Genomic DNA, 23,996 nt, shown 5'->3' with positions numbered 1-23,996 from the left:
ATAAAAGATTTGCTATGACAACAGAAAATAACCTTTCTGAAAACGAAGAAAGTAAAAATTCTATCGAAGGATCAAATGAAGAAACTTCAGAAAACACTGTACCTCAGGAAGAAAACCAGCATGATGATGCTGAACATCTGGAAGAGGAAGCAGATACTGATATTTCTTTGGCTGATGCATTGAAGGAAATGGAAAAAATCATCAACGCTCCTAATGCGGGCGAGGATGTAAAAAAATTCAACCAGTTAAAAGAAAAAGCAAGTCATTACATCCATGATGAAGTGGAGGACAAAAAGCACGAATATGTAGAAGCCGGGAATGCTCCTGAAAATTTCAGCTATGAGCACCCTTCTCAATCTAAGCTTTCAGCTTTGGTTAATATCTTCAGAGAAAAGCATGACAATTTCCAGAAAGGACTGGAGGAAGAACAAAAAAAGAATCTGGAACATCGTCAGGGAATTATTGAAAGGCTTAAAAACCTTTACACCAATTCCGAACCCAATACCAATTTATTCAAATCGATCCGTGAGATTAAAGAAGACTGGTCTAACGCGGGACAGGTAGCAAAATCTGAATTTAAAATCCTTAACAATAATTATTTCCACCATCTGAATCAATTCTATCAAATGCTGGATTTAAATAAAGAGTTTCTGGAGCAGGAATATGGTCATAATCTTGAAAAAAGACAGCATATTATTGCCCGTGCTAAAGAACTGGAAAATGAGCCCGTTATTCAAAAAGCGCTGAATGAGCTGCAATATCTTCATAAGCTTTGGAAAGAAGAGGCAGAACCTGTAGCAGAAGAATTCCGTGAAAAAACATGGGAAGAGTTCAAAGAAATTTCGAATAAGATACACGAAAGAAAATCTGAGCTTTCCGCAGCCATAGAAACTGAACAGAATGACAATCTTGAAAAGAAGAACAAGATTATCGAAGAGATAAAGAAATTATCCGAACCTGCGGAAACTCCTAACCACAATTACTGGCAAAATGCCATCAGAAGAGTTGAGGATCTCCGTTCAGAGTTTTTGAAAACGGGAAGTGTTCCAAGAAAGTTATCCAACCAAAACTGGAATGATTTTAAAACCACTCTAAGGAATTTCAATACGACAAAGAACAATTATTATAAATCTTTGAAGGGTTCTCAGCAAACCAATCTGGAGGAAAAATTAAAACTGATCCAGACTGCCAAGGACAATATGAATAATGAAGAATGGGATATTGCCGTTCCATTATTTAAAAAGCTTCAGGAAGACTGGAAAAAAATCGGCCATGTTCCAAAAAGCATGACCAACAAGATCTGGGATGAGTTCCGTGATGCCTGCAATACTTTCTTTAATAACTACAGAGAAAAAAGCAATGCATCTACAGATAACTGGAAGGAGAACTACAAACAGAAAAAAGAGCTTCTTGAAGAGCTGAAAACGATCTCTAACGATGAAGGAAGTATTGAAAAAATAGAGACGATAAAAACAGCATGGAATAATGTAGGAAAAGTTCCTAGAGATAAGATCTCTATCAACTCCGAATTCAACAAGACTTTAAGAGAAAAATTAAAGCTGAATAAGATCAATGAACTGGAGTTGAAAGAAGACGGTCTTTCTGAAAATCAATTAACCGATAAGGCAAGAAAAATGAAGAGCCAGATCTCTGACCTGGAATCAGAAATCGTTAAATTAGAGAACAACCTTTCATTCTTCAATAAACCTTCAAGGGACAATCCTCTTTTAGCAGATACGTTCAACACGATTGATGAGAAGAAAGCTCATCTGGAAACTTTAAAACAGAATCTTCACAACATTATTGTCGGAGAATAACAGATAAAAAAATAACACCCAAGGCGAAGCAAAGAAATTTGTCTTCGCCTTTTTTATATTATGCAGGACGAATTATACATAAGAAGATGTATCGAGCTCGCTCAAAAAGCTTTGGGCAGAACATATCCTAATCCTCTTGTAGGAAGTGTGATTGTACATAGCGGCGAAATTATTGGAGAAGGCTATCATCACAAAGCCGGAGAACCTCATGCAGAGATCAATGCAATCAATTCCGTAATCAATAAGGATCTTATTCCTGAATCTACCATTTACGTATCTCTTGAGCCCTGTGCTCATTACGGGAAAACTCCACCATGCGCATTAAAGATCAAAGAACTGGGATTCAAAAAAGTGGTAATCGGAGCGATGGACTCTCATGACAAAGTGAACGGGAAAGGCAAAAAGATCATTCAGGATGCCGGAATAGAAGTCGTTTCAGGGATACTTGAAAAAGAGTCTGTTGAGTTGAACAAAAGATTCTTTACGTACCATGAAAAGAAAAGACCTTATATCATTTTAAAATGGGCTGAATCAAAGGATGGATTTTTAGATAAAGATTTTAAACCGACTTCAATTTCAAATTCACTGGTCAATCAGTTTGTCCATCAACTACGAGCTGATGAACATGCCATTTTAGTAGGTACACAAACCGCTCTTAACGATAATCCCGGCCTTACCGTAAGAAATGTTGAAGGAGTAAATCCTGTCAGAATTTTAATAGATCTCAACCTGAAAGTCCCTGATAATTTTAAGATTTTCAACAAAGAAGCCAAAACGTTGGTTCTTAATTCTATCAAAGAAGGAAACGAAGAAAATATCCACTGGATCAAAATCAGAAAGGATGATTTCATTTCCGACCTGATGGACATCCTGTATCAGGAGCAGATCCAATCCGTTATTATAGAAGGAGGGCGTTTTACCCTTCAGCAATTCATTGATGCCAACCTTTGGGACGAAGCTATCGTTATCAAAAATGAAAATCTCATCCTTGAAAAGGGAACACAAGCCCCTGAATTCCATTCAGAACCTTTTAAAACCGAAACCGTAAGAGATAATACGATAGCTTTTCATACGTCCCGTATGGTGTAACCGTTTTAAACTGAACCCGTAGTTAAATTATAAAAGTCTATTGGGGTTTCAAACTAAAGCATTTTATACTTTTGTACTTTTAAAGCCGGCCATAATGATGCACGAATACAAAACCATTGATAAACCCATCGAAAACACCTTAATCAAGGAAAAGGGAAGCAAATTTATCGGATTTGCTTATCCCGTTGCGAACGAAAATGAACTTAAGGACGCGCTTGAAAAAGTAAGAACCGAGCATCCTAAAGCGACACACCATTGCTACGCTTTCAGGATGGGTCTTCATGGTGAAAATTACCGCGCAAATGATGACGGGGAACCTTCGGGAAGTGCTGGGTTACCAATCTACAATCAACTATTAGCCCATGAGATCACCAATGTTCTCGTTATTGTAGTCCGCTATTATGGAGGAACTAAACTGGGCGTATCAGGTCTTGTAAAAGCATATAAAGAGTCTGCAAAGTTAACCCTTGAAGAAGCTAATATCATTACACGGGAACTGGAAACAGAAGTTGAAATCCGATTTAATTTTAATCAGCAAAACACCATTTTCACCCTGTTGTCAAAATTCGATGCAAAAGTCCTGAACTTTGATGCGAATGAAAACTGCATCCTTACCGCTTCTTTAAAAACGGCACAAAAAGAAAACATCTCAGATAAATTATCCGAGATGCAATATGTATCCTTTACATTTAAAGATTAATTTCTTCGGCCACCCATCAGGATCGACAACCAGTAAAGAAGTTGTACCAGTGATCCGATAGCTGCAACTACATAGGTTCTGGCAGCCCATTTTAAGCTGTCCTGTACTCCTACATATTCTTCAGGAGTTACAGTCCCTGTATCTTTAAGCCATTTCATCGCCCTGTTACTGGCATCATACTCTACAGGAAGGGTGATAAAAGCAAATAAAGTAGTCACGGCAAACAAGGCTACGCCAATTGCCAGGACGGTTGTATTCCCATTGGGATTCTCAATTGTTCTGCTGGCAGCCATAATGGCAATACCTGCAAAAATGACAAACTGCATTAAATTAGAACTGATATTCACAATAGGAACTAATTTTGAACGCATCTGAAGCATGGAATACCCTACTGCATGCTGTACTGCATGGCCGCATTCATGAGCAGCCACTGCGGCTGCCGCTGCATTCCTCTGCATGTACACCCCTTCCGAAAGGTTGACCGTTTTATCTGCTGGATTATAGTGATCTGTTAATTGTCCGGGAACCGAAATTACCTGAACATCATTAATTCCGTTATCTCTTAACATTTTTTCAGCCACTTCTTTTCCTGAAAGGCCATTTCGAAGGTGTACATTGGAATAATACTCAAATTTGGATTTCAACTTTGATGAAACATACCAACTCACCAGCATTGTAATCCCAATAATTACATAATAACCAATCATTTTAATAAAATTTTATAGATATTTTTTAACCTGTAAGATGTAAAAACTGTGCCAAAGTATTACATTTTATTTATTTATATTTGCCTTTTAATTACCCCAGAAAAACCATGTCTAAAGTTTCAATTCTAGAAGTAAAAAACCAGAACGAATTAAAACAGTTTGTGATGTTCCCCATGGATTTGTATAAAAACAATCCTTACTATGTACCCTCATTTATCAAAGATGAAATGAAGATCTGGGACGCCAAAGAAAATCCAGCACTGAATTACTCGGAATCAAAACAATACCTTGCCTATAAAGACAAAAAAGTAGTGGGACGTATTGCTGTGATGATCAATCACAAGGAGGAAAAGGAACTGGGCATAAAAAAAGTTCGTTTTGGGTGGATCGATTTCATCGATGACAAAGAGGTTTCTGAAGCATTGATCCAAAAAGCAATTGACTACGCAAAAGAGCATCATATAGACATGATCGAAGGTCCTATGGGATTCACTAACCTGGATAAAGCAGGAATGCTGACCATGGGGTTTGACAAACTGGCGACCATGATCGGAATTTACAATCATGATTACTATCCTAAACATCTTGAAAGTCTTGGCCTTACCAAGGAAAAGGAATGGGTGGAATTTGAAATGGAATTCCCTAAAGTCCTTCCTGAAAAAGTAGAAAAATTCAGTGGATTGATCGCTCAAAAATATAAACTGAAAGTCCTGAACTTCAAATCTAAAGAGGAAATTCTTCCGTATGTGGAGCCTATGTTTAAGCTTTTGGATGAAACTTATAAGCACCTCTCCACATATACTCCTATTTCAGACGAACAGATCAAAACATACAGAGAAAAATATTTCCCGTTTATCGATAAAAACTACGTGATCTGCGTTGTTGATGAAAATGATCAGCTGATTTCTTTTGCAATCACGATGCCTTCTTATTCGAAAGCGTTACAGAAATCAAAGGGTAAACTATTCCCCTTCGGGTGGTGGCATTTTTTACAGGCCGGTAAAAAGAATGACCGCGCTAATTTCTATCTTATCGGTATTCATCCGGAATACCAGAGAAGAGGGGTTACGGCTATTATTTTTAAGGAAATTTTCGTTCGTTTTACCAGTATGGGAATCAAATTTGCAGAAACCAATCCGGAACTGGAAGAAAACAAAAGTGTGCAACTGCTTTGGCAGGATTACAATCCGGTTAATCATAAAAGAAGGAGAACCTATTCACTGAAGATCAATAGCTGATAAGGTACGAGGTTCGTGTTACCGGATTTTCAATTTGATAATTTAAACCAATGATTTTAAATCCTGAACATCGACACATACATCCATAAATCGAATTTCACATCCCGAATCTCGTCACTCACAATTAATTACTCAAACGCATAACTCCTCTCCTATGAAACCACATCTCATCGTCTTCGCTATTTTAATTGCCGGGTTTATTATTTACAACTTTTTTTTCCAAAACGGAGACGATAAAACAAACACGGTAATCAATATTATTTACGCCAGTATCCTTTTCGGTTATATTTCATTTATGGCTTACTCTTTACTCAAAAAAATGCAGAAATAACCGTTATTTTTATTAATTCTAAATTACCGGTTTTTCCCATTTTAACTCCACATTTAAGGTTATTAATTTCATGCTTTCTTGTTTATTCGCTAAATTTGCAAATTGAGATAATAATGCAAAAATGAATTTACCTGAAAGTTATATTCCGATCCTTATCCAAGCTGCCGTTGCCATTGGTTTTGTAGCTGTTTCATTGCTTGGAGCGCATTTCTTAGGACCTCGTCAGAAGAAAGGAAATTCTGTGAAAAATCAAAGTTGGGAGTGCGGTGTTCCTGTTGAAGGAAATGCCAGAACCCCTTTTTCGATCAAATATTTCCTTACGGCTGTCTTGTTCGTTCTATTCGATATCGAAATCGTATTTTTTTATCCATATGCCGTTAACTTCAGAGAATTCGGATTCGAAGGATTCCTTGCAGTCCTTACCTTCGTGGCTATTTTCTTCGTAGGTTTTATCTATGTATGGAAACGTGGCGCGCTAGATTGGGATAAATAAATTTTAACATTAAAAAGATTTAATTATTTGATGGATTTAAAGCTTTATCATGCTTTTAAACTTCTAAATTTTTAATCTTTAAATATTTAATAAAATGTCAGATAAAAAACCAGTAATAAGAACAGATGCACCTGCTCCCGAAGGATTTGAAGGAGAAGGATTTTTCGCAACGAAACTGAGCAGTGTAATCGGAATGGCAAGAAAGTTTTCTCTTTGGCCGTTACCATTTGCTACCTCTTGTTGTGGTATCGAGTTTATGGCGACTCTTAACCCAACATATGATGCTTCAAGATTTGGAATGGAAAGAAACTCTTTCTCTCCAAGACAGGCAGATATGTTGATGGTTTGTGGAACTATATCCAAGAAATTAGGCCCGGTCCTAAAAGAAGTGTACACTCAGATGGCTGAGCCAAAATGGGTGGTTGCTGTAGGAGCATGTGCTTCCAGCGGTGGTATTTTTGACACCTACTCTGTTTTACAGGGAATCGATAAGATTATTCCGGTTGACGTATACGTTCCGGGATGCCCGCCAAGACCGGAGCAGATCATTGAAGGAGTAATGCAGGTTCAGGCTCTTGCAGAAAGCGAAAGCATCAGAAGAAGAGATATGCCTGAATATCAGAATTTATTAGACTCTTACAACATAAGCAACTAAACGGAAATGACGAACGAATTTGTATTAGAAGCAATCACCAGGGAGTTTCCTGAAACTGTAATTTCCAGTTCAGAGCCTTATGGAATGCTTACCGTTGAAGTGAAGAAAGATGACATCAAAAAAGTGATTCATTACCTTAAGGATTCGTCTTTAGAAATTAATTTCCTTACAGATATTTGTGGAATTCATTATCCTGAATTTCCGGAGAAAGAAATCGGCGTAGTCTACCATTTACATAATATGATGACGAATTTCAGAATCCGTCTTAAAGTATTTATGTCCAGAGAGAACATTGAGGTAGACTCTCTTACAGATCTATATGCCGGAGCGAACTGGATGGAAAGGGAAACCTATGATTTCTTTGGAATCAAATTCAAGGGACATCCGGATCTGAGACCTATTTTAAATATGGAAGATCTTGGTTACCACCCGATGCTGAAGGAATATCGTCTTGAGGATGGTACAAGAACCGACAAGAACGATAGCATGTTCGGAAGATAAAATAAAAATAATGATTGCTGATGATTGGTTAATGATCAATTATCGCTTATCAATTATCAATTATATATTATGAAAGATAACTCATTATCTAATATACTTAACCAATACGAAAGTAAGGAGCAGATTGACGGTCAGTTGTACACCCTCAATTTAGGTCCGACTCACCCTGCTACTCACGGGATCTTCCAGAACGTTTTAACGATGGATGGGGAAAGAATTCTTCATGCTGAGCAAACCGTAGGTTACATCCACCGGGCATTTGAAAAAATTTCTGAAAGAAGAAATTATACCCAGATTACGACCCTTACCGACCGTATGAATTATTGTTCTGCTCCGATTAACAATCTGGGCTGGCATATGACGGTTGAGAAACTGATAGGAATTGAAGTTCCAAAGCGTGTGGATTATATCCGGGTAATTCTTATGGAATTAGCAAGGATCGGGGATCACCTGATCTGTAACGGAGTAACTGGTATGGACTCTGGAGCAATTACCGGACTTACTTATATGTTCATCGAAAGAGAACGTATTTATGATATTTACGAACAGATCTGCGGTGCGAGAATGACAACCAATATGGGAAGAATCGGAGGTTTCGAAAGAGATCTTACACCGAAATGTCATGAACTGATCAAAGATTTCTTAAAAACTTTCCCTAAGAAGTTTGCTGAATTCTGCCAGCTTTTGGAAAGAAACAGAATATTCATGGACAGAACCATTGGTGCGGGAGCAATTTCAGCTGAAAGAGCTTTAAGCTATGGTTTTACAGGTCCTAATTTACGTGCTGCAGGTGTAGATTATGATGTTCGGGTAGCACAACCTTATTCTTCTTACCAGGACTTTGATTTTATCATTCCTATAGGAACAGCTGGTGATACCTACGACCGTTTCATGGTTCGTCAACAGGAGATCTGGGAATCTATTAAAATTATCGAGCAGGCATATAACAATCTTCCGGAAGGGGATTTCCATGCTGATGTTCCTGATTTCTATCTTCCTGAAAAAGCTGACGTTTATAACAAAATGGAAGCCTTGATCTATCACTTCAAAATTGTAATGGGAGAAACCGAAATTCCGAAAGGAGAAGTATACCATGCTGTAGAAGGAGGAAACGGAGAATTAGGATTCTACTTAGTGAGTGACGGAGGAAGAAGTCCTTACAGACTACACTTCAGAAGACCATGTTTCATCTACTACCAGGCGTATCCGGAAATGATTACAGGCTCTGTAATTTCTGATGCCATTGTAACCATGTGTAGTATGAATATTATTGCGGGAGAATTAGACGCATAAAATGTAAAAAGTATCATTGTAAAATGTATTTATGACTTTTTACAATGACCAAAATAAAATAAGTCATTAGTACATTGTACATTGTACAATAATACATTAAAGAAAATGAGCGAAACAATAGCTTTTAAACCGGAAAGTTTAGAACAAGTACATAAAATTATCGCAAGATATCCTGAAGGAAGACAAAAGTCTGCCCTTCTTCCTGTTCTGCATTTAGCACAAAAAGAATTTGGAGGATGGTTGGATGTCCCGGTAATGGATTACGTTGCTGAATTATTGAGTATTACGCCAATTGAAGTATATGAAGTAGCTACTTTTTATACCATGTTCAATATGAAACCGGTTGGTAAATATGTTTTGGAAGTTTGCAGAACCGGACCTTGTATGGTTCGCGGAAGTGAAAAGATCCTGAATCATATCAGGACTAAACTGAACATTAAGGACGGTGAAACGACTGAAGATGGTATGTTCACTTTAAAACCTGCTGAATGTCTTGGTGCATGCGGATATGCACCGATGATGCAGTTGGGGAAATTCTTTCATGAAAATTTAACGATAGAAAAAGTAGATGAAATCCTTGATCTTTGCAGAGAGGGACAAATCGCTTTGGATTAATTAAAATATACGATGAGTAAAAAACTTTTACTTAAAGATGCACATATAGAAGGTATTCGCTATTTCGAAACATACCGCAAACAGGGAGGTTACGAAGCTGCTGAAAAAGCCTTGAAGATGACACCCGATGAAATTTTGGAAGAAGTAAAAACTTCAGGACTTCGTGGTCGTGGTGGTGCAGGATTCCCTACGGGGATGAAATGGAGCTTTCTGGCAAAGCCTGAAGGAGTTCCAAGACACCTTGTAGTGAATGCAGATGAGTCTGAACCGGGAACTTTTAAAGACAGATATCTGATGGAATTTATTCCTCATTTATTGATTGAGGGAATGCTTATCTCCTCGTTCTGTTTAGGCTCAAATGTTTCTTATATCTACATCCGTGGAGAGTATTCATGGATCCCGGATATTTTGGAAGAAGCTATTGAAGAGGCTAAAGCAGCAGGATTTTTAGGTAAAAACATTTTGGGAACAGGTTTCGATCTTGAAATCTATGTTCAGAGAGGTGGTGGAGCTTATATCTGTGGTGAAGAAACAGCATTGCTTGAATCGCTGGAAGGAAAAAGAGGTAACCCGAGATTGAAACCACCATTCCCGGCTGTAAAAGGACTTTGGGAAAGACCTACGGTTGTTAACAACGTGGAATCAATTGCAGCTGTGGTACCGATCATTAATATTACCGGTGCTGAATTTGCAAAAATCGGAGTGGGAAGATCTACAGGTACGAAATTAATTTCTGCATGTGGAAATATCAATAAACCGGGAGTTTATGAAATTGATATGACGATCACTGTGGAAGAATTCATTTATTCTGATGAATATTGTGGAGGTATTCCAAACGGAAAAAGGTTAAAAGCATGTATTCCTGGTGGTAGTTCGGTTCCTATTGTTCCAGCCAACCTATTGTTGAGAACAGTAAACGGAGAACCAAGATATATGAACTATGAATCCTTAGCAGATGGAGGATTTGCTACCGGAACCATGATGGGTTCAGGAGGTTTCATTGTTTTAGATGAAGATCAGTGCATCGTGGAACATACCATGACTTTAGCGAGATTCTACAATCACGAAAGTTGTGGACAGTGTACACCTTGTCGTGAAGGGACAGGATGGATGTATAAGATATTGAAAAAGATTGAAAACGGACAAGGAAAGATGGAAGACATCGATTTGCTTTGGGATATCCAGAGAAAAATCGAAGGAAATACCATTTGTCCTTTAGGTGATGCCGCAGCCTGGCCGGTTGCAGCAGCGATACGCCATTTCAGAGATGAATTTGAATGGCATATCAAAAATCCAGAGTTATGTTTAACTCAAAATTATGGTCTGGCTAATTATGCTGATCCTATTCCGGCTGTTGAAAAAAATGTATAAATGAAGAAGTTGTTTGTGATCGGCGTAATGATGTCGAGTTTTGTTTTCGGACAAAAAGAAAAAGATACTTTAAGTGTGGAAAGAAATCTGGAAACATTTACAGGTGCAACTCCAAAAAAACAAAAACCAGACCCTCTATCCAAAAAAGGTCAGATGTTTGTTTTCTTTGGCTGGAACAGAGCTGCTTTCAGTAATTCTGATATCAATTTTTCAGGAAATGGTTATAATTTTCAGCTGAATAATGTATCCGCTCATGACAGACCTACAAAATTTGGAATTGTATATTTTGATCCTACGTGGTTTACAGTGGTTCAGTACAACTTCAGAGCTGGTTATTTCATAAAAGATAATTTAGCGCTTGTTCTTGGGATTGATCATATGAAGTATGTTATGGATCAGAACCAAACCGTTAATTTTAAGGGACATATTTCAGATCCTACATATGCAGGTATGGTTCAAAACGGGCAGGTAAACCTGGCAGATGAAAAGTTCCTTACTTTCGAACATACGGACGGACTTAACTATGAAAACTTAGGTCTTGAAAGATACCAGAGCCTTATCAATAAGAAAAATATTGACCTGGTATGGTCTTATGGAGCAGGAATTGGGGTAATGTTTCCCAAAAGTAACGTAAGACTTTTTGGGAATGAAAGGAGTGACCGTTTTCACGTTGCCGGTATGGGAACTGATGTAAGAACCAGCTTAAACCTTGTGTTCTGGAATCACTGGATGGCAAGACTGGAAGGAAAATTTGGATATATCAATATGTGGGATATTAAAACCACGTTGAATAATAAACCAGATAAAGCACGACAAGATTTCGTTTTTGGACAAGTCCTTGCCGGAATTGGATATACATTTAATACGAAAAAATATAATTAATAAAGCCTATTGCTTATTGCAGAAAGCTTAAAGCGTATAATATGAGCGAAGAAGTTAAAAAATTCAAAATAACGATAGACGGACAGACTACTGAAGTGTTGCCTGGGACTTCCATCCTGGAAGCAGCAAGACAAATCGGTGGAAAATCTGTACCTCCGGCAATGTGCTACTACAGCAAGTTGGAAACCAGTGGAGGAAGATGCAGAACTTGTTTAGTAGAAGTTTCTAAGGGATCTGAAGCGGACCCTCGTCCCATGCCAAAACTGGTGGCAAGCTGCAGAACCAATGTAATGGACGGAATGGAAGTGAAAAATCTTACTTCTGATAAAGCTCAAGAAGGTAGAAAAGCCGTTACTGAATTTTTATTGGTTAACCACCCGCTGGACTGCCCTATTTGTGATCAGGCTGGAGAATGTCATCTTCAGGATCTTGGATATGAACATGGTGTGGAAAATACCAGAACGGAGTTTGAAAGAAACACCTACGAAGCGGATGACCTGGGACCACATATCAAGCTGAATATGAACCGTTGTATTCTTTGTGCAAGATGTGTTCTTACAGCGAATCAACTTACTGAAACCAGAGAGCATGGTATTCTTTTCAGAGGAGATCACGCAGAAATCTCGACTTATTTAAATAAAGCTTTGGATAATGATTTCATTGGGAACGTTATCGACGTTTGTCCGGTAGGAGCTCTTACAGACAGAACCGCACGTTTTGCAAGCAGAGTTTGGTTTACCAACCCGATGAATGCTTCATGTAAATGTGACAAGTGTTCTGGAAAAGCAGTTGTATGGTTGAAAGGAGATGAAGTGGTAAGGGTTACAGCCAGAAAAGACCAGTGGGGAGAAGTTGAAGAATTTATCTGTGATACATGTCGTTTTGAAAGAAAAGAATTGAAAGACTGGAATATTGAAGGTCCAAGACATATCGACAGACATTCTGTGATTTCACTCAACCATTATGAAAAACCTAAGGATGAGCTAAGAGTTTTAGACAATCCTATGGCTAAAGAAATCAGTGAAAAAGACGAAAAATAACTTTAATAAGATTTCAGATATCAGACTACAGACATCAGATTAAAGATCTGAAATCTAGCATCTGACATCTCATATCTAACATCTATAATAAAAATGGATTTAATTACATTTAAATTGATACTTGTACTAGCGCTTTTCTTGCTTTCGCTAACGATAGCGGCCTACTCTACCTGGGCAGAAAGAAAGGTTGCTTCTATCATGCAGGACAGAATCGGGCCTAACAGAGCCGGACCTTTCGGATTGCTGCAGCCTCTTGCTGATGGTGGAAAGTTTTTCTTTAAAGAAGACTTTACTCCTGCCAATGCAGAAAAATTCCTTTTCGTATTGGGACCTGCTTTGGTGATGTTTATTTCATTAATTACAGGAGCTGTTATTCCTTGGGGGAAAAGTTTAAATATCGGAGGAATGTCTTACGACCTTCAGGTGGCTAACATTGATGTCGGTGTACTTTTCATTATCGGAATGGCTTCCATTGGGGTTTATGGGATCATGATCGGAGGTTGGGCTTCTAATAATAAATATTCATTATTGGGTGCTATCCGTGCTTCTTCTCAGATGATCTCTTATGAATTGGCAATGGGATTGGCGCTGCTTTCTATCATCATGATGACAGGAAGTTTAGATTTAAAAGTAATTACTGAAGCTCAAACAACAGGAAAACTGTGGGGACTTATCCACATTGACGGGATGAACTGGAATATTTTCTATCAACCGTTGGCTTTCCTTATTTTTATTGTTGCTGCATTAGCAGAAACGAACAGACACCCTTTCGATTTACCGGAGTGTGAATCCGAACTTGTGACAGGATATTCTACGGAATATTCCTCCATGAAATTAGGTTTATACATGTTCGGAGAATATGTAAATATGTTTATCTCCAACGCATTTATGGTTGTTCTTTTCTTTGGTGGTTATAACTATCCGGGAATTGAGTGGGTAACACAAAACTGGGGAGAAAATATTGCAGGAATATTAAGTATCGGAGCGTTTTTAGTTAAAACCATTATCGGAATTCTGATCTTTATGTGGATCAGATGGACGCTACCGAGATTCAGATATGACCAGCTGATGCACTTAGGATGGAAAACTTTGATTCCATTGGCTGTTTTGAACCTGATTGTTACCGGAGCTTTGATTTTAGCATTCGGACATTAAAAAATTGAACATTTGAAATGAGCTGATTTGAAAGTGAAATCAAATTTTATCTTTACTTAAGCAGCTCTATTCAGACATAAAATATTAAAAATTAAGATAAAAGACAGAATTAGTCTACCATCTATAATCTATAATTAAATGAAACTTACTAACAGATCAAAAGTTGTTTCTAATAAAGAAATGACCCTTGCTGAGAAAATCTACTTACCGGCGATTTTCAAAGGTATGGGGATTACATTCAAGCATGCTGTAAGAACCGTTGTAAAAGGAGCTCCTGCAGTATACTCGTATCCAGAAGTACAGAAACCAAGAGCAGATATCTGGAGAGGTCAGCACGTTCTGAAAAGAGACGAGGAAGGCAGAGAAAGATGTACCGCTTGCGGACTTTGTGCGGTGGCATGTCCTGCAGAAGCAATTACCATGACTGCTGCTGAAAGAACTAAGGAAGAAAAACATCTTTACAGAGAAGAAAAATATGCATCAGTATATGAAATCAATATGCTGAGATGTATTTTCTGCGGAATGTGTGAAGAAGCATGTCCAAAATCAGCAATTTATTTAACCGATAGATTGGTAGATGTGGAAACCAACAGAGGTTCTTTTATCTATGGAAAAGATAAATTAGTTGAAAAGATAAACGAAAGGATTGACATCACGACAAGACAATCCGAGAAACAAAAAAATGCGGTAAAATAATGGATCAGTTTTTATTTTTCTTGGTGGCTTTTTTAGCAGTGGCAGGTGCAGTATACTTTGTATTTGCAAAAAATCCTTTGTATGCTATCTTATCATTAATTGTTACAATGTTTTCCATTGCAGGGATGTACATTCTTTTGAATGCCCAGTTCCTTGCCATTATTCAGATCATCGTGTATGCAGGAGCGATTATGGTATTGTTCCTTTACATCCTGATGATGCTTAATCTTAATAAAGAAGACGAAAGTAAGAAGAACAATACTTTAAAATTTATTGGAGTCTTTACAGCCGGTCTGTTATTGATTGGTATTTTAGGAGTATTCAGAGGAGTTCAGGACAACCATATTGTAGTGGAAAATGTAGACAGGGGTGTGGGTCTTACTAAAAATCTGGGTAAACTTTTGTTTAATGAATATGTTTTACCGTTTGAGCTTGCTTCCATCCTTATTTTGGCAGGTATTGTAGGTGCGGTATTAATCGGTAAAAAAGATTTATAAAATTATGGGAGAAGTAAATACATTTATACAAAGCGTCCCTTTAAATTATTTCATTATTCTTTCATCAGTATTGTTCTGTTTGGGAGTATTGGGAGTGTTATTGAGAAAAAACGCTATTGTAATTTTGGGTTGTGTAGAGCTTATGCTCAATTCTGCAAATCTTTTATTGGCTGCTTTTTCAGCGTATAAAGGAAACAGCGATGGACAACTTTTAGTTTTCTTCATTATGGTGGTTGCTGCTGCTGAAGTAGCAGTAGGTTTGGCAATTATTGCTATGCTATATAGAAATACCCGTTCTGTAGATGTTAGTATATTTAATAAATTAAGAGGATAAAGAATGGAAAATTTAGTGTATGCAATAGTACTTTTACCACTTTTAGGCTTTCTTATTAACGGTTTATTCGGGAAAAATCTTCCAAAAATAGTAGTAGGGGGATTGGCAACTGCAGCGGTTTTCGGATCTTTCTGTATCGCAGTAAGTATTTTCATGAATTTCAATTCTGAAAGCCAGCCGGTTATCGTAAAAGCTTTTGAATGGTTCAGAGTAAATGGAGTTCAGATTAACTTTGGTTTCCAGATCGATCAGTTATCTTTAATGATGATCATGATCATTACAGGTATCGGATCATTGATCCACTTATACTCTATCGGATATATGAGCCATGATAAAGGTTTCTATAAGTTCTTTACTTATCTGAATCTTTTCATCTTCTCTATGTTACTTTTAGTAATGGGAAGCAATTACCTGATCCTGTTTATCGGATGGGAAGGTGTAGGTTTGTGTTCCTATCTATTGATCGGATTCTGGTTCACAAATGAAGAATATGGTAAAGCAGCAAGAAAAGCGTTTATCATGAACAGAATTGGGGACCTTGGTTTATTGATCGGTATTTTCATGATCGCTTCTCAGACCAATGCTATTGATTATCTTTCAGTAGCTCAAAACGCTTCAAAATTTGAATTGGACGGAACTGTAATTATCTTTATTACGGCGAGTTTATTTATCGGTGCTACCGGTAAATCGGCGCAGGTTCCTTTATATACATGGTTACCGGACGCAATGGCCGGACCAACTCCTGTTTCTGCATTAATTCACGCAGCAACAATGGTTACTGCGGGGATTTACCTGGTAGTAAGATCTAATTTCTTATTTACTTTGGCTCCAACTGTTCAGGGCGGAATTCTGTTGATCGGATTCTTAACTGCAGCTTTAGCAGGTTTCTATGCACTTCGTCAGAACGACATCAAAAAAGTATTGGCCTATTCTACTGTATCGCAGCTTGGATTTATGTTCATTGCTTTGGGATTAGGAGCTTATACTACAGCGATGTTCCATGTAATGACACACGCATTCTTCAAAGCATTGTTATTCTTAGGAGCAGGATCTGTGATCCACGCTATGAGTAATGAGCAGGACATGCGTTTTATGGGCGGACTTAAGAAAGTAATTCCGATTACCCATGCTACTTTCCTTATCGGAACACTGGCAATCTCTGGTTTCCCTTTACTTTCAGGGATGATTTCCAAGGATGAAATTCTGGTAGCTGCATTTGCAAAAAATCCAATCTACTGGGTAATGTTATTCATTCTGGCAGCTATTACGGCAACGTATATGTTCAGACTGTATTACCTTACATTTCACGGAGAGTTCAGAGGAACTGAGGAACAGAAACACCACTTGCATGAAAGCCCGATGAACATGACGTTACCGTTGATCGTATTGGCTATTCTTTCTGTTATCGGAGGTTTTATTAATCTTCCTCACTTTATCGGCCACGGTCATTATGCAAAATTAATGGAATGGCTGAAGCCGGTTCTTACTGAAGAAAGTTTCAAACAAATGGAAGCTACGCTTTCAGGAGTTGATTTTAATACTGAAATGATATTATTAGCAGCCACTGTTGTAATGTTCTTCGCGGTATGGTTCATCGTTAAAAACACTTATGTGAATAAGCAAAAGAGAGCCCTTCCGGAAGAAAGCTATACAGGCTGGGAAAAGCTGTCTGCTAAAAAATTATATATTGACGAACTTTACAATGCATTAATTGTAAAAACTGTTGAAGGATTAGGACGTGGAGGTAAAATGTTTGATAAGGGTGTTCTAGATCGTTTTGTAGACTTCGTAGGTGAAGGAGCTGAGGACAGCGGTAGATCTATGAAACGTATTCAAAACGGAAATGTTGAGACATACATTCTTATCATGTCTTTAGCTGTGGGAATTATACTGATTGTTAACTTTATATTACAATAATAATGTCTTGTTTATTATTAACATTATTGCTTTTACCTCTAGTAGGGTCGGGACTTGTTTTTGCCTGGAAAAATAAATCCAGCAAATATTTGGCACTAGGAATTGCATTGGTACAAATGCTTCTTACATTTTATATACTTTCGGATTTCGATTTTACTCCGACCGTAGATAGTGTATTGCAGCATGAGATCAATTATCCATGGTCACAATTTATTAAAAGCTCGCTTCATTTCGGTATTGACGGGATGAGTATGCTGCTTTTATTGCTGACCAATATCCTTTCGCCAATCATTATTTTATCTTCATTTAATGAGAACATCAATTACAGAAACTCATTCTATGGTCTTATCCTGTTGATGCAGTTTGGACTTGTAGGAGTTTTCACATCTCTGGATGGATTATTGTTCTACATTTTCTGGGAGGTAACACTGATTCCAATCTGGTTTATTGCCGGACTTTGGGGCCAGGAAAATAAAAGATTTGAATTCACCACGAAGTTCTTTGTATATACATTCGTAGGATCTTTATTCATGCTTGCCGGATTGATTTATGTGTATAATCACTCTGCATCATTTGCCTTAACAGATCTATACAATGCATCACTTAATGAAACTCAGCAGACGGTTGTATTTTGGTTTATATTCTTTGCATTTGCTGTGAAATTACCGATCTTCCCGTTCCACACATGGCAGCCTGATACCTATACCTACTCACCTACTCAGGGATCGATGTTATTATCAGGGATCATGCTTAAAATGGCTGTGTATGGTGTTATCCGTTATTTATTACCGATCACTCCTATTCCTATTATGGGAATTTCAGGGCAGATCGTTATTATCCTTGCGATAGTAGGAATCCTTCATGGAGCATTGATCGCAATTATCCAGAATGATATGAAGAGGATCATTGCCTATTCATCTTTCTCTCACGTTGGATTGATGGTAGCAGGTATTTTTGCATCTGCTGTTGTTACACTAAGAGGAACATTTACTACTGAAGGTGCTGAAGGTGCTTTGGTACAAACTTTTGCTCACGGTATTAATGTCGTAGGTTTATTCTATTGTGCAGACATTTTATATAAAAGATTTAAATCAAGAGACATCAGACAAATGGGTGGTTTAGCGAAAGTAGCTCCTAAATTTGCCGTATTGTTTTTACTGATCCTTTTAGGTTCAATGGGCGTTCCGTTGACTAATGGTTTTATCGGGGAATTCATTTTGATTAAATCAATCTTTGATTTTAATGTATTAGCTGCTATTATTGCAGGTTTAACTGTGATTCTTTCTGCCGTTTATCTATTGAGATTCTACGGAAAGGCAATGTTCGGAAAAGGAGATGAAGCCGTATTGAGTACGGCGAAAGATCTTTCAGGAGTGGAGTTTTCTGTTTTGGCCAGTTTAGCGGTTTTTGTGATCTTACTTGGTATTTTCCCTCAACCGGTAATCGAAATGGTGAGTAGTTCGCTGAAGTTTATCTATGCATCTTTGATTAATTAAAAGATTGAAAGATTCAAAAATTTAAAGATTAATTTAATAATTTAAAAAATTAAGAGAGTATGAAATTGAGAAGTCAGTGTTTTTATCTTGAATCTCGAATCTCGAATCTCAAATCTATATTATGAGTGTTTTAATTATTGTTTTCCTAACTGCAGTTGCTGCGTTATTTTCAGGCGTTTTTGAACAAGGAAAATTCGCAAGGTACATTGGGATTTTGGGGTTAATCATTGCATTATATGTTAGCTTCCTGCCTGAATGTTCATTTTTCGAACATTACAGACATATGTATGAATATGGCTCTAATACTGCCTTATTTACAAAAATCTCAATTGTAACTACTTTACTATTGTTCTTTCTGGGTGGTTTCGCATTCAGTAACCACAGAAGCCATCAGTCCGAATTGTATGCATTGATGCTATTCGCTTTGTGCGGAGGTATTACTCTTTTCGGATATCAGAATCTGGTAACCCTGTTCTTAGGTATTGAAATCCTTTCCATCCCATTGTATGTGATGGCCGGAGCTAATAAAACTGATTTAAGATCAAACGAAGCCTCTATAAAATACTTCCTGATGGGAGCGTTTGCCACCGGATTCCTTTTATTCGGTATTACGTTCATCTATGGAAGTACAGGAACTTTTGATATCTATAAAATCCATGATTTCGGAGCTGCTCACCCAAAAGATGTAATGTTCATCTTAGGGGTGATCCTGATGCTTTGTGCATTGGCATTTAAAGTAGCATTAGCACCGTTCCATATGTGGAGTCCTGATGTATATTATGGTTCTCCATCATTGATCACAGCTTTCATGGCAAGTGTTGTAAAAATTTCAGGATTTTTCGCATTCTTCAGATTAATGAATATAAGTTTTGCAGGAGTAACCCACGAATGGATTAATATACTTGGAGTATTCATTATCATAACCTTGCTTCTGGCCAATGTTATGGGGCTTGCACAGACCAATGCGAAAAGAATGCTGGCTTATTCTTCTGTTTCTCATGCAGGATATATCGGATTGGTATTCTTTGGAATGACGAATCTTTCTACTTATAATCTGGCTTTCTATCTTTTTGCTTACTCATTATCTACTGTAGGAGTATTTATGTGTCTGATATGGGTAGAAAAATTGAAAAGAGAAACTTCTTTTGGAGCATTTAAAGGATTGGCAAAATCAGAGCCTCTTTTGGCTACCGTAGCTGCAATCTCCATGCTTTCAATGGCTGGGGTTCCTTTAACAGCCGGTTTTATGGGTAAATTTGCATTATTTTCCCAGGCAATGAACGGAGCTGCCTTTTTAGTGCTGGTTGCCGTTTTAGGTTCTGCAGTTTCAATTGCTTATTACCTGAGATTAATCATAGCCATGTTTTTCTTTAAAGAAACAACATTCAAAACTTCAGAAAAAGTAACAATTACGTACAATATTGTAGCGGTGGTAATTATAGCTTCTATCATCATTTTAGGAGTATTCCCTGACCTGTTCGCAAAACAATTTGGACTGTAATCAAAATCATAAAAATATAAAAGCACAACATAAAGTTGTGCTTTTTTTATAACTTTACTTTATAATTTTCAGCATTGTTACATCTTTACAAAAAAGACGCCCCTTTTCAAGTATCCATTTCATTCAAAAAATATTTGGATGTTCTTGAGCATATCCGGTACAATGACCGATTAGAATACCGGGTGAATTATGCGGAATCCCTTATCGAGAAAACAAAAAAAATCAAGGAGCTCAAAGACGGTTTCCAGGATGTTTCGTTATTGGAAAAACACGAGGACCTCATCAGGCTTCTATTGGCTGACTTGTTTCCAACGGGTTTAACCAATAATGAGATAAAAGCCGCCAGTATTCCTCTTTCAAAAACGACATTCAATTATACCGAACGATTCAAGAATATTTTAAAAGATGCCGGTAAGGATTTTGAAATTGAGCTTAGGAATATCAGTGATGATGAGTTCTATGTATTCTGCTGCTGTCTTATCCTCCAAAGTTATTTCAAGAGAGATGTGAAAAGTACAATGCCATTGTATTATGATATTCCCAATAAGCAGGGAATCATGAAGCATTATAAAATCACAGTAAATTCAGATTTCACAGATATTTATCCTACGGAAAAGGCTAAAATACCGGCGGATGATGTTATCGACATGCTTCTTGAAAACCTGGATGATTACAAGCTGTGGAAAAAACACTTCCCATCGAAATCATGGGTCTTAAAAGGTTTTACCATTGTTTCTCTGGTCGACTGTACATCTGAAGTTGCACTTTCCGATCTTAAATCAAGTATGATCCAGATTGATCCTGAAAACCTTACTCCGGATAACAACCTGATCGAGATATTTAAGTCTTATTTTGATGTCGCGGAATTGAACTTCGGGCTGATGCTTTTCAACAAAAAAGACCAGAGGCTGGAAAAGGTTCCGATTTACGAAAATCTTTTTACGAATCATATCCTTGATTTCTGGATCAATACCTTTGATGAAGAGACCCGGAAAAGCACCTTTGAAAATTTAAATAACAACTCCAGGGCTATTGTCATATCCAATGTCAATAATATGGAGCAGGAAATAAAAGATCAACCTTCCTTTAGCATTTTAAAGGAAAACAACATCAACAGTTTCATGGTAATTCCAATCATGAAAGATGGGGAATTACTCGCCATTATGGAGTTTACCTCTCCTATTCCCAATAGTCTGAATGGCTTAAAATTGAAAAAGCTGGAGTTTTTCAGTGATATGATTCTTTTTTCGCTGAACAGATTCAGTTTTGAAAAGAATTATCAGATTGAGGCAATCATTCAACGGGAATACACGTCCATCCACAACAGTGTGGTCTGGAAGTTCAGAAATGAGGCAGAAAAGTATTTTAATGCTTCGTTAGCCAAGAAGATCTATACCTTAAAGCAGATTTCTTTCAAAAATCTTACGCCGTTATTTGGGTTCTCTGATATCCGTTCTTCCTCCGAAAAACGATTCAATCTTATGTTGGAAGATCTTAACAGGCAGATTGATTGTCTTCATGATATTTTCACTCTGGTCAATTCAGATTCCGAGAAATATTTACTGGCTTTGGAAATTTTTGAAAATGAACTGAATAATGAGATCAAGGCCGATACGGAACAGCGCTTCCAAAGGTTATTAAGGGATGAAATCCATCCGTATCTTCAGGCAAAATTAGAGGTAAGGTCCACTAAGGAGGTAAAAACAATGATTTCAGAGTATTTTTCCCAGGTCTTCACTCAAACCGATCTATTTTACAACAGCAGAAAAAGCCTTGATGATTCAATTACTCTGATCAACAGGAAACTTGCCGATATACTTGATGAGAATCAGATCAAAGCACAAGCCATATTTCCTCATTACTACGAAAGGTTTAAATCAGATGGTGTAGAGCATAATTTATTCATCGGACCAAGTATCACTCCGGATCTTCATTACACATCCAAGGTGGTTCATCAGTTAAGATACTGGCAGCTGAAAACGATCTGTAAAATGGAACAGGAAATTAAAACCTTTAAGGAAGAGCTTCCCATTCCGTTGGATATCGCTTCACTTATTTTCGTTTATAATGAAAAAATAGATATCCGCTTCCGTATGGATGAAAAGCGTTTCGATGTAGATGGTGCTTACAATTCGTATTATGAAATTATCAAAAAAAGAATAGATAAGGCCCACATAAAAAATTCAACCGAAAGAATTACCTGTCCGGGAAAAATAACTATTGTTTACTTTGGAATGGAAAACCAGAAAGAATACCTGCAATACATCAGTAAGCTTCAGAAAAAAGAAATCCTTCAGTCTGATGTTGAGTTTTTAAAGGTTGAAGACCTCCAGGGGATAACAGGATTATTAGCTCTAAGGGTTTCGATTGCTTAAAGATTTTCTTCACAAAAAAACATCAGGCTTCCCTTTAGTTCACTTGTAAAATATAGTGGGAATAATCCTATTTCCCTATAGAATTATCCTATCATCCCGAACACGATTAAAGTGTAAGGAATGCATAGGCAAAAGAAAGTACGGAAATTATAATTCCTGCCATGAAAATCTGATACGTAATCGATAAAAGTTTATATTTTCTATCCAGGACCTTTCCCAGGTAATACAGGTCTTTTACCATCGAATCATAGATATAATCCCTGTCCTTGATCAGATCCTTCATTGCATTGTGGTAATCATCAAAGATCATCTGATGAAAGTTTCCAAAAAACAGGAGGTTTACTTTTCTATTGCTAACATCTGTGTTCGTAAATTTCGTTTTTGTCACATTCGGCTTTGTGGATAAGATGGCAAAAATAATGGTCATCACACTTGAAATAAGCAACAGAAAACTAGGTACAATCAGGTGGGCGTTTTTAGGTGCATCCAGCTTTGGTACCAGAACTGACAGACAAACCGAGATAATAATCGCATTTACAGAAAGTAATATGTTGGCCTTGCTGTCTGCAATATCACTAAGGCGGGTATGGTTATTTAAAGTAACCCTGAACAGAGTATCCACACTTCTGTCGGATTTCGGTTCTTTAGGTTCTTTTTTATTGTCTTTAGCATCGGAATTTTCCTTCTTCTCCTCTTCCTTTTCCAACTTCTTCTCAATCTTCTTAATATTCTTTTTCTTTAAAGGCTCCCAATTTTCTTTGGCATAATCGGTATAATATTTATGCTTGTTTTTCAGAAGCTCAAGGTTTCCGGCATTCCATTCATCATTAGAAAAGCATCTTACATTGGTAAGCTCCCACTCTTTCCTTAAAGAATCTGAAATATCATTATAATCATGGCTTGCAAAATGGCTGCAATCGGCATCTTTTGCTATTTTCTCCAGTAAATTCTGTGGTTCATAGTTGATCTTTGTCGCCAAAATCAATTTAGAAACGTCTTCGATATAATCTTCAGGATAATTTTCATTGATGAGAAAATTTTTCATAATCTCTACTCCCTTCTCTTCATGATCCTGAGCACATTCAATATATCCTGCATCATGAAACCACAGAGCTAATATCACTTTCTCCTGGTCTTCTTTGGAGACAGGAGTATTTTTCATTATTTCTTCGGCCTTGTTAACCGTATATGTGGTATGAATAAAATTATGATAGAAATATACAGAAGATAACTTATCTTTGAATAAGTTTTCAACATAATTTTTAGCTTTTTGTAAAATATCCATTACTGAAT

General features: G+C 37.3%; 22 protein-coding genes. 20 read left to right on the top strand and 2 right to left on the bottom strand.

Going from position 1 to position 23,996, the window contains the following annotated elements; translation table 11 throughout:
- Positions 1–14: 14 nt before the first annotated feature.
- The 3 genes from MTQ00_RS19520 to MTQ00_RS19510 all read left to right on the top strand — a co-directional run bounded on the left by MTQ00_RS19520 (position 15) and on the right by MTQ00_RS19510 (position 3,606).
- Positions 15–1,817, top strand: coding sequence for a DUF349 domain-containing protein (locus MTQ00_RS19520; RefSeq protein ID WP_273650698.1), 1,803 nt, complete (start codon positions 15–17; stop codon positions 1,815–1,817).
- Between the two features lie 60 nt (positions 1,818–1,877).
- On the top strand, positions 1,878–2,906 hold the full coding sequence (ribD, locus tag MTQ00_RS19515; RefSeq protein ID WP_273650697.1) for a bifunctional diaminohydroxyphosphoribosylaminopyrimidine deaminase/5-amino-6-(5-phosphoribosylamino)uracil reductase RibD: 1,029 nt from the start codon (positions 1,878–1,880) through the stop codon (positions 2,904–2,906).
- Between the two features lie 97 nt (positions 2,907–3,003).
- Positions 3,004–3,606 (top strand): IMPACT family protein, encoded by a 603-nt coding sequence (locus MTQ00_RS19510; RefSeq protein WP_273651080.1) that lies wholly within the window; start codon positions 3,004–3,006, stop codon positions 3,604–3,606.
- Here MTQ00_RS19510 and MTQ00_RS19505 read toward each other — a convergent pair.
- Positions 3,603–4,313 carry a zinc metallopeptidase gene (locus MTQ00_RS19505; RefSeq protein ID WP_172283684.1) on the bottom strand — a complete coding sequence of 237 codons (711 nt, stop codon included), beginning with the start codon at positions 4,311–4,313 and terminating at the stop codon, positions 3,603–3,605. The genes MTQ00_RS19510 and MTQ00_RS19505 overlap by 4 nt on opposite strands.
- A gap of 107 nt (positions 4,314–4,420) precedes the next feature.
- Between MTQ00_RS19505 and MTQ00_RS19500 the strand changes: the two genes are divergently transcribed.
- From MTQ00_RS19500 to MTQ00_RS19420, 17 genes are all read left to right on the top strand, one after another.
- Positions 4,421–5,551 (top strand): GNAT family N-acetyltransferase, encoded by a 1,131-nt coding sequence (locus MTQ00_RS19500; protein ID WP_172283682.1) that lies wholly within the window; start codon positions 4,421–4,423, stop codon positions 5,549–5,551.
- A gap of 452 nt (positions 5,552–6,003) precedes the next feature.
- Complete coding sequence (locus tag MTQ00_RS19495; protein WP_172283680.1) at positions 6,004–6,375, top strand: NADH-quinone oxidoreductase subunit A; 372 nt, start codon at positions 6,004–6,006, stop codon at positions 6,373–6,375.
- 94 nt (positions 6,376–6,469) lie between these two features.
- Entirely contained in the window at positions 6,470–7,030 is a 561-nt protein-coding gene (locus MTQ00_RS19490) for an NADH-quinone oxidoreductase subunit B (protein ID WP_172283678.1), read from the top strand.
- A 6-nt stretch (positions 7,031–7,036) separates the two neighbouring features.
- Positions 7,037–7,531: an NADH-quinone oxidoreductase subunit C gene (locus MTQ00_RS19485; protein WP_172283676.1), complete on the top strand. Its 495-nt coding sequence runs from the start codon at positions 7,037–7,039 to the stop codon at positions 7,529–7,531.
- Between the two features lie 69 nt (positions 7,532–7,600).
- On the top strand, positions 7,601–8,824 hold the full coding sequence (nuoD, locus tag MTQ00_RS19480; RefSeq protein ID WP_273650696.1) for an NADH dehydrogenase (quinone) subunit D: 1,224 nt from the start codon (positions 7,601–7,603) through the stop codon (positions 8,822–8,824).
- Positions 8,825–8,929: 105 nt separating this feature from the next.
- The gene (locus tag MTQ00_RS19475; protein WP_172283672.1) at positions 8,930–9,439 is read left to right on the top strand and encodes an NADH-quinone oxidoreductase subunit NuoE family protein; all 510 of its coding nucleotides are present in this window, start codon (positions 8,930–8,932) and stop codon (positions 9,437–9,439) included.
- 12 nt (positions 9,440–9,451) lie between these two features.
- Positions 9,452–10,810, top strand: a complete 1,359-nt coding sequence (gene nuoF / locus MTQ00_RS19470; RefSeq protein WP_172283670.1) for an NADH-quinone oxidoreductase subunit NuoF — start codon at positions 9,452–9,454, stop codon at positions 10,808–10,810.
- Positions 10,811–11,692, top strand: coding sequence for a hypothetical protein (locus tag MTQ00_RS19465; RefSeq protein ID WP_172283668.1), 882 nt, complete (start codon positions 10,811–10,813; stop codon positions 11,690–11,692).
- A gap of 41 nt (positions 11,693–11,733) precedes the next feature.
- Positions 11,734–12,732, top strand: coding sequence for a 2Fe-2S iron-sulfur cluster-binding protein (locus tag MTQ00_RS19460; protein WP_172283666.1), 999 nt, complete (start codon positions 11,734–11,736; stop codon positions 12,730–12,732).
- A 93-nt stretch (positions 12,733–12,825) separates the two neighbouring features.
- On the top strand, positions 12,826–13,887 hold the full coding sequence (gene nuoH / locus MTQ00_RS19455; RefSeq protein WP_172283664.1) for an NADH-quinone oxidoreductase subunit NuoH: 1,062 nt from the start codon (positions 12,826–12,828) through the stop codon (positions 13,885–13,887).
- Positions 13,888–14,025: 138 nt separating this feature from the next.
- Positions 14,026–14,583 carry a NuoI/complex I 23 kDa subunit family protein gene (locus tag MTQ00_RS19450; protein WP_172283662.1) on the top strand — a complete coding sequence of 186 codons (558 nt, stop codon included), beginning with the start codon at positions 14,026–14,028 and terminating at the stop codon, positions 14,581–14,583.
- Positions 14,583–15,080: an NADH-quinone oxidoreductase subunit J family protein gene (locus MTQ00_RS19445; RefSeq protein ID WP_172283660.1), complete on the top strand. Its 498-nt coding sequence runs from the start codon at positions 14,583–14,585 to the stop codon at positions 15,078–15,080. Before MTQ00_RS19450 ends, MTQ00_RS19445 begins: the two co-directional genes overlap by 1 nt.
- A gap of 4 nt (positions 15,081–15,084) precedes the next feature.
- Entirely contained in the window at positions 15,085–15,414 is a 330-nt protein-coding gene (gene nuoK / locus MTQ00_RS19440; RefSeq protein WP_172283658.1) for an NADH-quinone oxidoreductase subunit NuoK, read from the top strand.
- Between the two features lie 3 nt (positions 15,415–15,417).
- Entirely contained in the window at positions 15,418–17,331 is a 1,914-nt protein-coding gene (nuoL, locus tag MTQ00_RS19435; RefSeq protein WP_273650695.1) for an NADH-quinone oxidoreductase subunit L, read from the top strand.
- 2 nt (positions 17,332–17,333) lie between these two features.
- Positions 17,334–18,827 (top strand): complex I subunit 4 family protein, encoded by a 1,494-nt coding sequence (locus MTQ00_RS19430; RefSeq protein WP_172283654.1) that lies wholly within the window; start codon positions 17,334–17,336, stop codon positions 18,825–18,827.
- Positions 18,828–18,948: 121 nt separating this feature from the next.
- Positions 18,949–20,328: an NADH-quinone oxidoreductase subunit N gene (locus tag MTQ00_RS19425; protein ID WP_172283652.1), complete on the top strand. Its 1,380-nt coding sequence runs from the start codon at positions 18,949–18,951 to the stop codon at positions 20,326–20,328.
- A gap of 74 nt (positions 20,329–20,402) precedes the next feature.
- Positions 20,403–22,703 carry a GAF domain-containing protein gene (locus tag MTQ00_RS19420; protein WP_172283650.1) on the top strand — a complete coding sequence of 767 codons (2,301 nt, stop codon included), beginning with the start codon at positions 20,403–20,405 and terminating at the stop codon, positions 22,701–22,703.
- 106 nt (positions 22,704–22,809) lie between these two features.
- Here the strand turns inward: MTQ00_RS19420 and MTQ00_RS19415 are convergent, their stop codons facing one another.
- Entirely contained in the window at positions 22,810–23,988 is a 1,179-nt protein-coding gene (locus MTQ00_RS19415; protein ID WP_172283648.1) for a Pycsar system effector family protein, read from the bottom strand.
- Between the last annotated feature and the right edge of the window lie 8 nt (positions 23,989–23,996).

This window comes from Chryseobacterium sp. B21-037 (assembly GCF_028570785.1).
Classification (GTDB): Bacteria; Bacteroidota; Bacteroidia; order Flavobacteriales; family Weeksellaceae; genus Chryseobacterium; species Chryseobacterium proteolyticum.
The sequence above is the reverse complement of the archived record's forward strand: the minus strand, read 5'-3'. Positions and strand labels throughout refer to the sequence as shown.